General features: G+C 32.2%; 14 protein-coding genes and 2 pseudogenes. 3 read left to right on the plus strand and 13 right to left on the minus strand.

From position 1 onward, the window contains the following. Positions 1 to 21: 21 nt before the first annotated feature. The 10 genes and pseudogenes from Z054_RS0126650 to Z054_RS0126690 all read right to left on the minus strand — a co-directional run bounded on the left by Z054_RS0126650 (position 22) and on the right by Z054_RS0126690 (position 6,661). On the minus strand, positions 22 to 948 hold the full coding sequence (locus Z054_RS0126650; RefSeq protein ID WP_024773036.1) for a hypothetical protein: 927 nt from the start codon (positions 946 to 948) through the stop codon (positions 22 to 24). 203 nt (positions 949 to 1,151) lie between these two features. Further along, positions 1,152 to 1,574 carry a hypothetical protein gene (locus tag Z054_RS0126655; protein ID WP_024773037.1) on the minus strand — a complete coding sequence of 141 codons (423 nt, stop codon included), beginning with the start codon at positions 1,572 to 1,574 and terminating at the stop codon, positions 1,152 to 1,154. Between the two features lie 342 nt (positions 1,575 to 1,916). After that, entirely contained in the window at positions 1,917 to 2,429 is a 513-nt protein-coding gene (locus Z054_RS29440; RefSeq protein ID WP_024773038.1) for a transposase, read from the minus strand. Positions 2,430 to 2,431: 2 nt separating this feature from the next. Then, positions 2,432 to 2,662 (minus strand): annotated as a pseudogene (locus Z054_RS32800) (type II toxin-antitoxin system RelE/ParE family toxin); the annotation flags it as partial. A 67-nt stretch (positions 2,663 to 2,729) separates the two neighbouring features. Beyond that, positions 2,730 to 2,984, minus strand: coding sequence for a type II toxin-antitoxin system ParD family antitoxin (locus Z054_RS0126665; protein ID WP_024773039.1), 255 nt, complete (start codon positions 2,982 to 2,984; stop codon positions 2,730 to 2,732). A gap of 98 nt (positions 2,985 to 3,082) precedes the next feature. Beyond that, positions 3,083 to 3,280 (minus strand): annotated as a pseudogene (gene tnpA, locus Z054_RS29445) (IS200/IS605 family transposase); the annotation flags it as partial. A 202-nt stretch (positions 3,281 to 3,482) separates the two neighbouring features. Then, the gene (locus tag Z054_RS0126675) at positions 3,483 to 4,253 is read right to left on the minus strand and encodes a MerR family transcriptional regulator (protein ID WP_024773041.1); all 771 of its coding nucleotides are present in this window, start codon (positions 4,251 to 4,253) and stop codon (positions 3,483 to 3,485) included. 145 nt (positions 4,254 to 4,398) lie between these two features. Then, the gene (locus tag Z054_RS0126680; RefSeq protein ID WP_241461465.1) at positions 4,399 to 5,169 is read right to left on the minus strand and encodes a transglutaminase-like domain-containing protein; all 771 of its coding nucleotides are present in this window, start codon (positions 5,167 to 5,169) and stop codon (positions 4,399 to 4,401) included. A 60-nt stretch (positions 5,170 to 5,229) separates the two neighbouring features. Beyond that, on the minus strand, positions 5,230 to 5,961 hold the full coding sequence (locus tag Z054_RS30680) for a helix-turn-helix transcriptional regulator (protein WP_024773043.1): 732 nt from the start codon (positions 5,959 to 5,961) through the stop codon (positions 5,230 to 5,232). A 139-nt stretch (positions 5,962 to 6,100) separates the two neighbouring features. Further along, entirely contained in the window at positions 6,101 to 6,661 is a 561-nt protein-coding gene (locus tag Z054_RS0126690; RefSeq protein WP_161635352.1) for a toxin-antitoxin system YwqK family antitoxin, read from the minus strand. Between the two features lie 333 nt (positions 6,662 to 6,994). Between Z054_RS0126690 and Z054_RS0126695 the strand changes: the two genes are divergently transcribed. Continuing rightward, positions 6,995 to 8,227, plus strand: a complete 1,233-nt coding sequence (locus tag Z054_RS0126695; RefSeq protein WP_206538818.1) for a winged helix-turn-helix domain-containing protein — start codon at positions 6,995 to 6,997, stop codon at positions 8,225 to 8,227. Positions 8,228 to 8,241: 14 nt separating this feature from the next. On the opposite strand, the gene Z054_RS0126700 is transcribed toward Z054_RS0126695, so the two are convergent. Beyond that, positions 8,242 to 9,357, minus strand: coding sequence for an OprO/OprP family phosphate-selective porin (locus Z054_RS0126700; protein ID WP_161635353.1), 1,116 nt, complete (start codon positions 9,355 to 9,357; stop codon positions 8,242 to 8,244). A gap of 562 nt (positions 9,358 to 9,919) precedes the next feature. Between Z054_RS0126700 and Z054_RS0126705 the strand changes: the two genes are divergently transcribed. After that, positions 9,920 to 11,890, plus strand: coding sequence for a methyl-accepting chemotaxis protein (locus Z054_RS0126705; protein ID WP_152538693.1), 1,971 nt, complete (start codon positions 9,920 to 9,922; stop codon positions 11,888 to 11,890). Positions 11,891 to 12,484: 594 nt separating this feature from the next. Here Z054_RS0126705 and Z054_RS30685 read toward each other — a convergent pair. Both Z054_RS30685 and Z054_RS0126720 read right to left on the minus strand, forming a co-directional pair. Beyond that, complete coding sequence (locus tag Z054_RS30685; protein WP_024773049.1) at positions 12,485 to 14,818, minus strand: DUF262 domain-containing protein; 2,334 nt, start codon at positions 14,816 to 14,818, stop codon at positions 12,485 to 12,487. A gap of 3 nt (positions 14,819 to 14,821) precedes the next feature. Continuing rightward, entirely contained in the window at positions 14,822 to 16,057 is a 1,236-nt protein-coding gene (locus Z054_RS0126720) for a putative phage abortive infection protein (protein ID WP_024773050.1), read from the minus strand. 353 nt (positions 16,058 to 16,410) lie between these two features. On the opposite strand from Z054_RS0126720, the gene Z054_RS32805 reads away from it, so the two are divergent. After that, positions 16,411 to 16,687 (plus strand): helix-turn-helix domain-containing protein (locus tag Z054_RS32805; protein ID WP_152538694.1); only part of this gene is annotated, 277 nt, incomplete at its 3' end.

The raw sequence follows: 16,687 nt of genomic DNA on the forward strand, positions 1-16,687 counted from the left end.
GGGGAGCCACTCTATTCTGAATTACTTAGTATTGTCAATTAAAGCTTTCATTGCATCTACGGATAATAGTTTATTTCTTCTACCAAAAAATATTTCATCAAACCTATTTTTATTTATGTCATAATGAATCTCATGTTTGGATTTTTTTATATCTATTTTGATTTCTGGATTTTTATCCGATAAATTAGAAGGTGAAATAGTCATATAATTAATGCTTTTCTTATCCGAAATTAAGGCAAATGGAACAGGAGGCAATGATTCTTCTAGGTAGTTTTTCGATATATAGAAAAAATTATTTAGATTCTTAACATCTTCCATTCTAAGCTTTATTTCATTTACAATTTCTCTTATTTTGGTTATTTCTTTGTTAAATGATTTAGGGTTTTCTAGAATATTCCCATCTAAGATAATTACTCTATTTATTGTTACTCCCCGTTTTGAAGCGTCTAAATTCATTGCTATAAAGTCAGTGTCTCCAAATCTGTCAGCTGCCCAAAAGTCTAAATTAGATAAAGTGTTGTAGGTATCTTCTTCGGATAAGAGCTTTAAGATGCTACCAAAAACATACCTAGAGTATTCATAAGTTTCCAAAGCTTTTAATGACCAATTCCCACTATAAATATTTTCCAACTTCTTTTCTTCAATTTTAATTCTCCACAAAAATAAAAGAAGCTCATATTTTTTTGTTTTTGCATCCATTCCTTCAATGGTTACTTTAATGTTTTTTAAGGATTCGTTAATCGAATATTTAAAAGATTTAGATTTAAATTTCCTCTCAAAGTACTCAAATGCATAATAAGCAATAACTGATAGAATTAAACTACCAACTATAAAATAAAGTTGGTTTTCTTTGAAGAAGTCACTAGTTTCAAAATACAACCAAATACCCGAAGCTATAGCCAAAAAATAACCCCAAATAGAAATTATTTTTTTTAGAATCTCCCTCATTGAATAACCTAATTTAATTAATAATTAATGTAACAATATATTTTACACCATTTCTTAACTAAGTTATTGAAATACATAATATTTACATACAGGTATTTACCCCTAATTTTCTATATATTGGATTTTGTGATATTGGTATAAGCGGATACAAAAAAAAGAGAAACCACAAAATGGTTTCTCTTTAGTAAAAATTGTAATTACAATTAGTATTGTACATTGAAAGTTAAAAGACAAGGAACGACTTGACCATTTTCTTCAGCTACACCACTTATAGAAAACATAGATAATGACTTAGTCACTAATTCGAAAACAAATACTGGTTTTTCGTTAGTAATATAAGATCCCGTTAAAACGATAATATCGTTAAAACCTTTAACCACATTAAGCTCAAGTGATTTATAATTACTATGATCATAGTAGTCTTTAAATATGAAGTAAGTTCCGTATTCTTTTTCTTCTTGATCAACCAAGTTATAGTCAATTAGGATTGCATTGGTATCAGGATTATCTGAGCCAGTGGAAATTCTCATTTCTACTTTAGGCTTTGATGCTGTATTTGCAAATCGTTGAAGCCATTCTTCATAATTGCTTGTTTCTTGTTGTTTTAGAATTTTGAAAATATTCATTGTAAAAGAGTTTTAAGGATTAATAAAAACTCTGCAATTCCCCTAGTATGGTGAATTGCAGAACAATTCACCCAAAGGGTAAATAAAAGATCAGATTCTAGAATACAAGAGAATTGTTAATGAAAAGTTAATAGAGTAAGAATTCCGGTAAAATTAATTTTGTTCAGCCTCACTTGATGATTTGGTAAAACTTTCAAGAAGTCATGAGTTAATATAAATAATTACACATTTTCATAATCTATATTATGTATTTTTTAGTTACATAGCCAATAGCCATTATATATCAGTGTGTTAGGCTTCCAAAAACTACCCTGGTTGCAAATAATCATTAAAAATATTCAGTTAGTATTCTTCCCACGATCTAATAGCATGGATAAAATCAAAAACAATAGATTCAAGCTCTAATATCTCTTCACGATTAGATTCGTAATTAAGATCGAGCATTGCTATTTTCTTACAAATCTCCTCTATGGATTCGCGCATCACATCACTCAATCTTTCATTCATATGCCAAGCAGTCTTGTACGTTACTTCCAGCACTTGATGCAATTTATGAATGGAAATGTTTTCTTTACCAGATGTCATTAGATAAAAAGCTTGTAACCACTTATGCAAAGGAACATGGCTTGATTCAAATACCGTACCTATTTTTACTGTGAATTGTTTGCGGCAATTACCACATTTCTTTAGTCCTACCCGCGTACTCTTCCCTTTCAGCTCATAGATACGATCTTTAGCGCTACAATGAGGGCACACAGCTCCATTCGGCCACATGATACCCTCTAAATGTGAAAAGGCGGCTGCTTCATCATAAAAATAAGGTTTGTCTAATATGGATTGGTTGCAAGCTGGCATTATTATTTCACAATGATATGTTTATGGGATTCCATGCGTTTATGGAGTACATCTACGACAACAATATGATCCTTTTTGATTAAATAATACACTATATGTTCTTTGACCGGATAACTTCTGAGTCTACTATGTATTTCAGGTCTAGCTACGCCTTTCATTGGGAATTCTGTAAGATATTTAAAGCTATCGTCTAACAGTTTAAGATAAATATCACGTTGTTTTTTGCCATATTGCTTATGAGTGTTTTTACAATAGACTTTAGGCTATCTTTTGCTTCAGGTGTAAGACGGAAAAACATTTCTAATGCATTTCTTCATTAAGTTCTGAGGTAAGATTTTCTAAAGAATATTCGGCATAGGTGCCATTCTCGCCATTTTGAATTGCAGGAGCTAATCTTTTTTTCAATGCCTCTAGCTTAATAAAATCCACCAGTTCTTCATTGTTTTCCATGTATCTAAGTGCCTCACGGACTACCTCGCTAGCATTATTATACATCCCACTATCTACTTTCCCCTGGACAACAGAAACTAGCTCCTCAGTCAAACTAATGTTCATTGACGGCATGATTAATCCTTATATCCCATTATTTGGATATTATAACAAACATTGGCAAAGATTGCCATGCAATAATGTAGTATCTCAAATAATTGCAATACCTCTCTATGAATATGGTCAGCACTCACAATACCTTTCAATATTTCAATACTTTCTGCTTCACAAATTTGAATTAATAACTCTCTACAACGTATCTGAATGTCTCCCCGAAGAACTTTATACCTGTACTTTGTAGGCCAAACTATGTGGCAGGTCAAACGACTTGCTGTATGAGAACCTTTTCTTATTTTAAAAATCCATCGAAATCTAAAGTATAGATTTTTTCGCACTACTGAAATTGCAGGGCTTTCACCTAAATCTGAGACTAATAAAAAATCCGCAAAATTGTGAATTTTGCGGATTAAATAAAATGTAATAAACTTTAAATCAAGCACTAAACCCTTATTGTTTTAGCACATTGTTAGCGGTTCGTTTTTTATTCATCAGCTTGAATATTTATCAACCTAATTTGTTCTTTGCAAAATAGCTCATTGCATTATTCATAAATTTAGCGAGTTCAGGTTGAGGGTTTCCTTCAATCTCTGTAAAACGCTCATCAGTTGTGAACAACTCTCCCAGTCCTAAGTATTTCTCTGATTCCGGGTCTTTTGAATTGTGAGTTCCCCAAAATTTACGTGTAACTACGTAATGCTTAGCAATTACGTTTTGAACTTTATCACTATCATAGCTTTCATTCATAAGTGAAGAAAGTTGATGGGTAATTTTAATTTGTTCTTCTCTTAAATTAACTATTTGCTCTTTGGTAAGTTTTAACAAACTTTTCTCAGAGGTTTCAACTGCTTTTGCGCCATATGTTTTTATGGCTTCTGCACGATAGGTTTCAGCAGTTTCTTTTGATAAACCTACGTACAATTCTTCTGGTTTTAACATTTTCTTTTTAAATTGATTAAAAATTGTTTTGTCAATTGTATCTATTAAAGTTTCTATTCTATCCCGTCTTTTCTTTAGTTCTACTTTATGATTTGAGAGAGCCAATAACAAATCAAATTCGGGGTTATCCATAATTTTACAAATCTCTTTTAAGGAAAAACCTAGTTCCTTAAAAAAAAGAATTTGTTGCAAACGTAGTAACTCCTTTTTACCATAAAATCGATACTTAGCCTCAGTACGAATTGATGGTTTTAGTAAGTCAATTTGATCGTAGTAATGCAATGTCCTTACACTTATTCCAGCCAATTCAGAAAGATTTTTAACAGAATAATTTTCCATTTAATTATTGATTAACGATACAAATGTAGGGTATGACGTAGCGTAAGAGTCAAATAAATTCTAATGTTTTTTCAGAAATACTTTTTAACACCTTGGTTTTCAACCAGACAAACCTTTCTTCTTTGATGTATTATTATACTAACCGTTAGCTGTCGTTTCTTATCTTTTCAACATTCTTGTTCATTCTGTGTCTAACTATTTTTCTGTAAATAAACCTTTTAAATGCTCCAAGTTTTTGCTGGTGTTTTGCATAGAATTCATCAGGTGTATCAAATAGACCAAAATCTTGATTTATTCCTTTGTCTTGAATAAAGGTATTGTTTAAATTCCATTCAATTGGTGGATTTTCAAAACTATCTGTATATGCACCATAACCACAAAATGTAGTTTTACAATATTTATTCTTTTCTTGTAATTTGGTTAAATATTCTTTGTCTAATATAACTCCTTCAAGAAAATACCAAGTTTCATTAACATACACTTCTACCCAACTATGTAAAATGTTTTTTGGCGATAATTTATACCAAATACCACTAATTGCTCCTTTTTGCAAAGCTTTATCTATTGTAAATCCGTGAATTCTATTAGGTATTCCAGTTGCTCGCAAAAGTGCCATTAGCAATGTTGCTTTTGTGTTACATTGTCCATAACCATCTTCTAAAACCTGTGTTGCAGTAATGTTGTCAGAAACATTATAGCCAAATTCAATATCATCTCTAACAAAATTGTAAATTGACTTAACTCTTTCAATTGTATCTAATTCCATCCATTTTTTCTCTTCAATTAAAGATTGAATCGAAGGATTTGAATAGTTTAATATTTCAGTTTCTTTTAGGTAATTGTTCATTGTTTTTACGTTTGTTTGTGAAAATGCATTTAACTGTGTTAATAGTATAATAGATAATATGATTCTCATTTTGTTTTTATTAGAATACAAAGTTGAGAAGTTAAACAGACTTAAAATTGTATGAACTGGCTATGTTTTTGGTGAAAAAAATTTTGGTGTTACCCCAAAAGTTTCTTTAAAAGTTCGTGTGTAGTGTGAACTGTCTGAAAATCCGAAGTTGTAGGCTGTTTCTGTAATAGAATTATTTATCAAAAATGGAAGTGATTTTATTAATTTATTCCACAATTGGTATCTTCTAAAGGTTAAATTTGTTTTTTCTTTAAATAAATGTAAAAAACGAGTTGGCGATAAAAAGCATTTTTTAGCAACTTCTTCTAGGCTTAATATTTTTTCAAAATTGGCATCCATATACTTTAAGGCATTTAAAATTCTTTGGTCGTCTAAATGATTTTTCGATACACAAGGACATTGATAATCTGCCAAAACTTTGCTTATCAACTCACATAGAATTTTAAAATTAATCTCTGAATTTTCAAATTGATTTAAAGTTTCAATTAACTTATTCGATAAATTTTTATCAAGGGTTGAAAAATTAATGTTCCCAAATTGAAAATGAAATTGGTGTCCAATAGAACTTAAAGGATTAATAAGTATTGTTAACTGAGTTGATTTACTAAGCAATTTATGCTCAATCTTTGAATTAATAAAAAAAGATTTTCCCAATAGTTCATTTTCGTTTTTTATAGAAAGTTCCATTTTAGACTTTACCGAAACACTTATTTGCAAAGCATAATGTTTATGATAAATATTATCCGCTAGTTTACCTACAAATAATCCAAAATTTTTATCGAAATGAAACATATTGTCTTTTTTATGCGGAGTGTTTTTTCAAATGGTAGGTAACTTTTCCTTTTTGCAAGTATTGCGCCTTACCAAAAATACAATAACCATTGGATTTGTCACTTAACTGCTATGATCACATATATATTGTTGGCAAACGTTATTTTATATATTCACCATTTTCATATTCAATTGTATCAATTAGATTTCCTTTAATATCATACAATTTCATCGTTCCATTTCCATTAACGAAAGTTCCTTTATCCAATTCTTTACTTTGACCATCATAACAAGAAATGATTTTAGTTAATTTCCCATTATTCCATTCTCTTTCCGTGTATAAAATTCCATTAGAGTGATACCAAATCCATTTTTCAATTTTTTTTCCGTTATCAAGAGTACCAAAACCAGATTGATTTCCGTTGTCGTGATAGAATTCCCATTCTCCATCCTGTTCATCATTCCGATATTCTCCGACTTGCTCTAATTCTCCATTGTTATGAAACCATTTCCATTGTCCAGTCCTTTTTCCGTTTTTATAATTTCCGCCACCTTGAAAATTTCCATTTTGGAAGTAATATTTCCAATTACCATTCCTTTTTCCATTAGAAATTTTACCTATTTTTTCAATCATACCATTTTCATAATATTCTTTACTTAAGTTACAAGAAGTAAAAACCAAAATGAGTATTAGGTAAAAACATTGTTTTAAAATATGCATTTTCTCTAATGTTTGCCAACAATTGGATATGTGTACCAGTACACATATATCCATTTTATTTTTCACAAATATAGGAGGTTTTTAATTGATTTAAAATTTATCTTTGGAAACAATTTACAAGTTTAATTATAGCAGAGAAGGTCAAAAATTAAGACTATTTCTCTCTTTATTCCGATCATACAAGAAGTGCCATAGTTTGTATGGTTGTGTTCCAAGGAACTACCTTGATTACAGAAGCTTTAAGAGATTTTCGATGAAGCTTTACAAGCCATCGTACTTCGCATAGAAGTTCAGATCAGTGAAATGAATGTATTGTAAAAATATTCGGTAAGTATGCCCATAATTGAAATGAAATATCCGCAAGATTTGGCGCGTTTATGTCGACTTGCCTTAGCTGCACAAGGGCTACTTCAAACACAGCCCTATGGGTCTGGTTTGGCCGGGGCACGTAAGGCGATTAATCACATAGGATATGTGCAGATTGATACTATATCGGTGGTAGAGAGAGCGCACCATCATGTTTTTCACTCCAGAGTACCCAAGTTCAAGTCAGCAATGACAAATCAAATGTTACTCGATGGAGATATTTTTGAATATTGGACACATGCTGCCGCTTTTCTCCCTATCACTGATTTTCGTTTCTCATTGCCCTACAAACAAGCCATTAAAAGTGGCGAAACCCATTGGTATAAAAACCCTGATAAGAAGCTTATGGGGGAGCTGTTAGCACGCATACGTTCAGATGGTCCTTTACGATCTCGTGATATAGAAACTAATACCACAAAAGGCTCCTCCGGATGGTGGGACTTTAAGCCAGCGAAAAAGGCACTCGAACAGTTGTATATGGGGGGAGAGTTAATGGTAAGTAATCGTGAAGGTTTCCAAAAAACATATGATCTAACTGAGCGAGTACTACCACCTCATGTCAATTCGCAGATTCCCAGCATAGAAGAGTTTGCAATGCACATTGTTGATCAGCAGTTACACTGTCATGGGTTTGCATCACTTAAGGGGTTAACCTACCAACGTCGTAATGCTAAACTGCGGAAAGCAGTAAAAGACTTAGTAAACGAACGGTTGGCAGAGGGTGATTTAGAACAAATACAAATTAGCAGCGGTGAATTATTTCTAATCAAAACAGGTGAATTAGAACGCTCTCTTCCTCGGTTGAGTAACCGTATGTCAATTCTTTCACCATTCGACAATAGTGTCATTCAGCGTGAACGGCTTAAAGCACTATTTCAATTCGACTACCAAATGGAATGTTATGTACCCGCAATCAAGCGCAAGTATGGTTACTTTAGTTTACCCTTACTTTATCGGGATAAGTTTATTGGACGGATGGACTGTAAAGCTCATCGAAAAATCAGACATTTAGAGATCAAATTTCTACATTTTGAACAACACAATTTTGATGAGGATTTAATCATTGCTGCATTCGTAGATGCCATTACAAAATTCTATGACTTTCAAGAATGTGACTCAATATCATTGATTAAAGCTCACCCAAAACACCTAACTCAATGTTTGCGCAATGCACTAAAGCCTCTTGAGAAATCATCCTAAGGAAGTCTCTTGCCTTAAAAATCCCATTGAAGACGAAAGTTGTAAACAGTTGGATCATCATTTGCTACAGTGGCAACATTCAAATCCGAATCAGCATTAACAACGTTAGCCATAAAACGAACATGATTTGTCAAGTACCAGTTTACTCCAAAACTCAATGTTTCCATCTTACCTCCCATAATACCTGAGAGGGCATCATTTAGATCGGTGCTATCATAACGTGTCAGAATTTCCCATGCACCCCAGTCTCCATTATGAGGACTGAAAGACGAATGAGGCTTTACACGTCCAAAGTTTCCAGTTATTCCTTTATATGGTCGACGTTCTCCCGTAAGTAAATACCCTATCTGCCCATAATATCCTTCGAAATTGGCGCTCTTGTTTCCCTCATTACGGGAAACATTGGCATTAAAATACTCACTCTGAAGACTAAAAGGCCCATATATGACTGCTAGCTCCGCACTGTATACACTAACATTCTTAACAAATGTTATGTTACCAGTATCAACCAAATGTGAGCCATCCCCTGCTCCAGGTCGTGCACGAAAACGTACGGATCCCGTAGGCTCACGATGACTATAACCAGCACCAAGATGGAGCACATTTTCACTATCCCCGAGTGCCAATAGATTAACGGATCCGCGTAGATCATACGTAATATCTTCATCATCATCTGTTCCTGTATTTCCTCCGTCTTCGTTAAAAACACCAACACCAAAAGACCATGAATCACCACCTGCAAGAACATTAAGCCCAATTTCGTGATCACGAGTAAAGGCATTTGTAGGTGAAGAGCGTTCAATCATCATAATATAGTTTGAACTTGTGTTTTGTTCCATTCCGAAAGAAGGTTTTTGATGACCAACTTTAATATCAATGTTTTCAAATCCAGTATATGAAAGGAAAATATCCTTGAAATTTGCCTTCTCTCCTCCAAAGCCCATCTCTGATTTATAGTTAAAATCATCACCAAGCTTCCCTTTAAAACCAAGACGTGCCCGTCTGAAATTAGCATTACTGCTATGGTCGAATTTATCGTCATTAAAATGAGTTGCATCTAAATGTACTCGACCGAAGGGCTGGAACGAAAATTTTCCATCCTGGGATTCAATCCTTGGGGAAGGTTTCATAGTAATTTTTACATTTCCAAGCCCATTATTTTTGGTGGATTGAATGTTAGTAACAGAATCTGTTGAATTCAGTTTATAAACATTTAACTCTGCTTCTTTCTGTTTTATTCTTTCATTTTGCTGCTTGACCGTCTTAGATAGTGATTTGACTTCAGCAGATAGGGCTGAAAGCTGTGCTTGTATTTGTTCAATAGATATATCTGCGGCTTTGGTGCAAGGGGTGCTTAACAGGATTATAGCCGAAACTGAAGCGTAAAGTCCTAATCTTTTAATCATAATTCCTCTCCTCTAAATAACAAATAAGAAAGTAGAAGTTTTTCAATTTTTATTTGTAAACTACCTCTTTTTCCATATATCTATATGGAACATACTGTGTCCAAATCATAACACGCTTTTAATGAAAAAATATAAGCTTTTGAAAATAGACGGGGGATAAATGTATTTTTCTCTTAAATAGTGTAACATTCTTTACTGTAGTTAACAGAAATCATTGGTTCGCATACTAAAATATCTTAATTACATTGAGAATCATCATATAGTAATTATTGAGAGGAAAGAAACTATGACTAAAAACCTGAAGCTTAAAAACTATAAAATAGGTTCGCAAATCAATTTGATAGGGCTTGTTGTTTTTCTTGGGATGATAGTGATAGGAGGCGTGTATTTTTATGGCAACTATCGAGTGGCCCAACTACAGGAAAAATCTTCTTTAGCCAATAAGCAGCTTCGATTTGTTAATGGGATCCAATATGAATTTCTAAATTCAAGGCGAAGTGAAAAAGATTTTTTACTCCGTGGTGACAAAAAATATTTGGGTAAACATGCGGATAGTGTTTCCAAAGTGCATGCGCAACTCAAAGAGCTAAGTCAGCTCATTCAGTCACCGGATGTTGTTATTCGTCTGAACACCATTGAAACCAACTTTGACAAATATGTAAATCAGTTTGCTCTTGTTACAACTAATGTAGAAAAGAGAGGTTTATCACATAAGGAGGGGCTGGAAGGAAAATTACGTAAATCAGTACACCGAGTTGAATCCAAGTTCCATGAGTTTGTACAACCCGAACTATCAGTTATCATACTAATGATGCGTCGCCATGAAAAAGATTTTATTATACGTAAAGATCCTAAATATGTAGAGCGAATGAATGATCGCCTAACAGAATTCAAACGTACATTGCTATCCAGCTTTATTCCAGTTGAGGCTCAAAAAGGTATATTAAAACTTATGAATGATTATCATAGAAATTTTAATTCCTTTGCCGAAATTGTATTGTCTAATCAGGAAGAGATAGACAAGTTAAGTAAAATTTTTGCCCAATCATCTCCTTTACTAGATCAGTTGGCAGTTGAGATGAGAGAGCATTATAAGTTTATGTCCCAAGAAGCGGATACTTTTTCTCGTCAAACATTTCTAGTAGTTATGAGTATCATTGTAGTTATTGTGTTCTTTTCTGTTGCTCTTGCATTATGGATTGGAAAACAAATTAGTCGACCTGTGGGCATGTTAACAGCTTCTCTTATTGAGTTGTCAGATAATAATTTAGAAATAAATATTCCAGGAGGTGATAGAGGGGATGAAATTGGCAAGATGGCACGTAGTGTAGAAATTCTCAGAGAGAATAGTTTTGAAATGCAACGATTGGAAGCTGAGCAAAAAAAGGAACAACAACAACAGTTAGAAAGAGCTAAAAGCCTTGAAATGCTTACAGCTGATTTTGAGCAGGCTGTTTCTGATCTTGTGAATGGCTTGACAGCCTCCTCGACAGAGCTTAATGTAACCGCGGAGTCTATGTCGGGTATTGCAAAAGAAACAACAGATCAGTCAGAGTCTATGTCGGTAGCCTCACAATCAACAACTCAGAATATTCAAACTGTAGCGGCAGCTTCAGAAGAGTTGAGTACATCAATTCATGATTTAAGTCAGCAGGTGCAGACCACAAGTCAAGCATCTAATGCGGTTACGGAGGATGCACAAAAGGCATCGGAACAAATAGAGGAGCTTTTGATGGCTTCAGAAAACATCGGTGACATAGTAGGCCTCATTCAGAACATTGCAGAACAAACCAACCTGCTTGCTCTTAATGCAACTATAGAATCAGCACGTGCTGGTGAAGTTGGTAAGGGCTTTGCTGTAGTTGCAGATGAAGTTAAAAGTCTTGCCAATGAAACATCTAAAGCAACAGAACAAATATCCAACGAAGTTCAATCTGTTCAAGATCAAATAAAGGAAGCGGTTCAGGCGATTAAGAATATTGGAAAGAAAATTCATGATGTCAATGTTTCAGCAGAAGCTATCTCAACCGCCATTAAAGAGCAGACTGCCGCAACAGAGGAAATAAGCAGAAGTACGCAGACCTCCTCAACTAACATGAATGATCTAAACTCAAGCGTAGCAAATGTTAACGAGGCTGCTCACACAACTGGGGAAGCAGCAAACGATGTGTTAAAAGCCTCAAGTGAATTAGGGCGGCAAGCTGAAACCTTAAAGCATAAAGTATCAGATTTCATTGGTGAGGTAAGAACAGCATAATAACAAGTAACTATATGGGGGAAAGAGAGATGTCAAATACATTAGAAGACCTTAAAAGAATTAGAGCTTCCCTAAAGTCTATAAATGATAACCTTATCATGATTAATGACAATCTTAAAAAATTATCTCATAGCGTAACTTTGACAAAGGATGCGAAAGTACAAAAAGGAAATGTTTATTATCTTCATAAAAAATGATCACCTTGCGACAGTTTATTTATAGCGAAGAAGGTCAAAAACTGAAACTATATCGCTATTTAATCCGCTCACGCAAGAAGCGCCGTTGTCTATATGATCCCCTACTCGCTTTTGTTTTTAACAGAATTTTAAGGTGTTTTTCACTGACATATTTTGTAATAGATGCTAGTTGACTCGGCATTTTGGTCTAGACCACTCGTCATTAGGCTTGTCGCTCCTCGTAAGGAATTAATATAAATATGACTGAAAATGTAAGTTGATGGGTCTGGAAGCGCTTACATATTGGGAATATTTTGGTTAACCAACACTCATCTTCAAGCTTTTGATTATTTTCCAGAACACACCTTATGTAACTAAAGCAGTTCTATAATCAATGATATTTATGATTAGAGTGTTTTTAATTGTATTTGCCTTTTAACAAGTCTAATTCTTTTTTAAAATCAGTAAGAAAAATATCATTTACTTCATCGTCATTTACATTTTTTAAGATTGATAGAATACGACGAATATCATCAAGAATTAAGTTTTTACTATTTTGAAAATGGTATTCTGAAATATTATCAATTATTAACCAAATAAGATAAAAATCTTGTAAAGATCTTCTAATTATTAGATTATTCTTCACATTAAGGAAATTATTAAACGTATCCTTAGTAGGAAGCTCTGGAAATAACTTTCCTAATTTATCAATCAATTCACTTGTTCTATCAATTGAAAGAATGAATTGTTGTTTTTCTTTTTCGTCGGTATCCAAATCTAACAAAAATGACGTCATTGCCTTTTTATTTTTTAATCGACAGGTTATTCTATCTTTTCTCGGAAAAAAACCAATTATTTCTTCAATATCATTACCTCTAGCATTATTATAAGAAATGTAGGATAAAATAGTTATCATCTCTTCATTTAACATTCTATCTGGCTTTCCTGACACTTTTTCTCTCAAATAAAACCAGACTAAATGATCATTATTAGAAGTTACTGTCTTTATCTTTCTTATTATATCAATATCAATAATAGAATTCCACATCTCAAATGAGTTATTTTTTATAGGGTAAGGTTTGTAATTCAACCGTATAAATAGGTCAATTGGATCAAACTTTGTATTAACTCCTTGCTCTATTATTATAAGATCTATTACAAAATCAAGTATTTTATCCTGTTGATCATCTGTTAATGAACTAAAATTACATCCTTCTAAATTGGTAAGTATTCTTAAATCTTTAAGCTTAAAATTGTTGTTTTTTGAATATGTGAAATTTCCATTTTCGTTATAATATTGTTCTCCTAGAAAACCTATAATAGCCAATAACCTTTGCTGCCCATCAACAATTTCTTTTATGTTATCTTTTCTTATGAAAATAAAAATCGGAGGAAGATTTATACCAAGTAATATACTCTCTATTATAGATGACGCTTTTGATATATTAATTTTTTCTTGTCTTTGATAAGAAGGTCTAACCAAATACCTTGTTGATTTTAGATCGTTTCGAATCTCATCAACAGGAGTCGAAATTGGATTAGGTTTGTTAGATCTTAAACTAGACAATTCTTCAATTGACTTCGCTGCATCTACTTCCGTTTGACGAAGTTCGCTTAATCTTTCTTTGAAATCTTCATTTTTAATGTAACCATTAAAATCAAAATCGGTTATTGAACTGAAGAATGTAGAAGTATCTGTATACCTTGTAATTATATTTCCATAATGATGACTACTATCTTCTGAATAATTATTTATATTTTCTCTGAAATGATCGGAAAACTTTTTCTTGTCAAATGTAACCTCTATTTGTTTTTCCTTAAGAATTGTCAAAGCCCATAAAATGCATTCATAAATGTACTTATTTCTAAGTACAACTTCATCACTCATCTCATTATATATATCTATAGTTCTCATCAGAATAGATTTGAAATCTGAAAATTCTTCTGGATCAGCTTCTGTATTATTCTTAGCAAAATCATATAGAAGTTCTATCGTTTCTATTCTTCCTCCTGCTGCATATTTTGAAATAGGGAAACTTTTCAAGATTCTATATCTCCGGATAAAATCAACATTCTTTGTTATTATGCCATCATTATTCCCGCTTTTTGAAACCACATTTTTTGGAAAAAAACAGGTGTTAAAATCATTTAAAAAATTAAAATCATTTCTCAATTCTTCCTTGAAAAAATCTGAAAATGGGTCTTCATCATATTTTGCATTATCTAATTCATCTCTACTCAATGGAGTTATCCCTGTATTATACCTTCTGAAAATTTCCTTTTTTATCCTATCAATGACTTCATCCTTGAGGTTTGGCTGATTTATAATTTCAAATTCAAATATTCTAATATTAGAACTTAAAAATATCTCCTGATTAATTGGACTCAATTTATTAAAGGATACTTTATTTAATACCTGAAGTTCCATTAAGCCCTTAGTTTTAAGTGTTATTTCATTTTCCTTAAATCTTTTTAAGGTTTCAAACCTTTGCCTTCCATCAATGACTTCTATTTTTTTTCCAGTCTTAAAAAGAATAAGTGGGGGAATTTCAGTTCCAAGTATAACACTTTCAATGAAAAACGTCTGTTTAGCATTATCCCACACATAATTTCTTTGATAATAAGGAGAGTAATCTATTCTTTTTAAATTTCGTTCGCTTAATAAGGTCTTAATTGACGTACTTCTTGCATTCAATCTTAACGAATTCTGAAATATATCCTTGAACTGTTGGTTTTGTATTGTATTTTCCATCCTTTAGAATTTATCTCTATTAAGGTTTAATTGTGAATCTGTAGAAATTATATATCCAAAAATTTTATCGTTTTCAGTTTCAGTAAGATATTTAGATATTGTGACTTTCTCAGGAGAGAGATATGTATTCAGAACTATTCTTTCGTGAAGAACTATATTCAAGAATTCCGAAAACTGGCTATCTTCCAACTTTATATTATTTATTGACAAATCTTTATTGCAAAAGATTTTCACTTCAATTTGCTCTTCAAAATACATTCCTACTAAACAATTAAATGGATCAAACTTCTCCACTATTTTTTTCTTATTAAAAGAAATATCATAAGAATCATTAATATGCGTAGCAAGAAATGCTGTTAAGAAGTCAAGAAAAAGGGCAATATTACTCTCTCCTTGATTATTATAGTAAAACTTAAATTCTGGTTTATCAAATAAAGATATATGTTTTAATAAATTATAATTCAGAATTAAACTTTGAGCCTTTAAACCATAATAAGAATGAGAATTGTAATAAAGGATAAGTTGTTCATAGTCTGTTATTTGCGCTCTTAATATTTTAGAATAAAACACTTTCTCTTTTCTTGAAAAATTTGGAGCTGTATCAATTATTTTTAGTATTCTGTAAATTGATTTGAAATAATGAGATAAATGTCCTTTTTCATTATTGTATATTGCAAAATAAGAGTCATTAGTTTTAATATGATGCTCAATAATATTTTCATTGTTATCGTATGCAATTTTTAATTTCTCAAAAACATCTTTGAAATAGTCTTTATTCTCAACAAGAACATTTAAACTATTCTTGATCGACATATATATATTTAATAATGAATAAAAGTTGGATTCAAATTGTTGTATTCTGAATGTCTTACTTTGTTGTTCATAAACTTTTCGACTAGACTCAAGTTCTTTTCTCTGTAGTCTAAATTCTTTCTCTTGATTATTCAGAGCTTCAATTTGAAGTTTTAAAGCTTTCTGATTAGTCTGTATATCTCCTCGCTGTTCAGTCAGTGCAATATAGAAAAGTAAGACTCCAGCTAAAGCCCACATTGAACCAACAATCCCTCCAATGAAATCTCCTAGTTGACCGAATTTCTCCGAATTAATCTTAGAATTAAATGTTAAACCAATATCAGACCATAGAAAAAAAATGATTGCTAAACCTATTAATACTAAACCAGAAGCTACTAAAATTAGGCTTGTTTTTTCATTTTTAATAAGCTTAAAGAATCTTTCCATCTGATATTTTTAAAGTATAAAGGAATATACCTTTAGCAATGATTAATAGTAATAAATTTATTATGCTTTAATACTTCTTCACTAAACATTTATCTACGAAATATGTAAAGTAATGAAGTTGATCTTATATATCTGGTGTAATCACAATTACAGAGAACTGTTGGGGAAATTGTAGTTCGAGATCGAAGATAATAAAATTAATGAACATCGTTGTTACGGAAAACCACAGGGACATTAAAAAAGAATTTCCCATAATTTATGTTATGTCGCTACTAACTGTTAGCCCGGAGGTCTCTATTCTGAAGTGCGAAAACTGAGTATAATCAACGCATTTAGAGCAAGGAGATTTTTATATGTCAGGACGTTGTTATGGGCATCTTACGTTGCCAGAACGTAGAGATATTTTCAAATTATTAGTAAGAAAAAAGAGTGTTCGCGAGATTTCAGATCATCTAAATCGTCATCCATCTACGATTTATCGTGAGATTCATCGCAATCGTTTTTACGATGAATTTCAGGCATTAAATGACTATTACCCACTGATTGCACAGGATTGTTATCGTGAACGTCGACAGAAAAACACGTTATTGAGTCGCTATCCAGAATTGAAGGATTTTGTGATTGAGAAAT

Origin of the sequence: Aquimarina macrocephali JAMB N27 (assembly GCF_000520995.1) — a bacterium.
Lineage (GTDB): Bacteria > Bacteroidota > Bacteroidia > Flavobacteriales > Flavobacteriaceae > Aquimarina > Aquimarina macrocephali.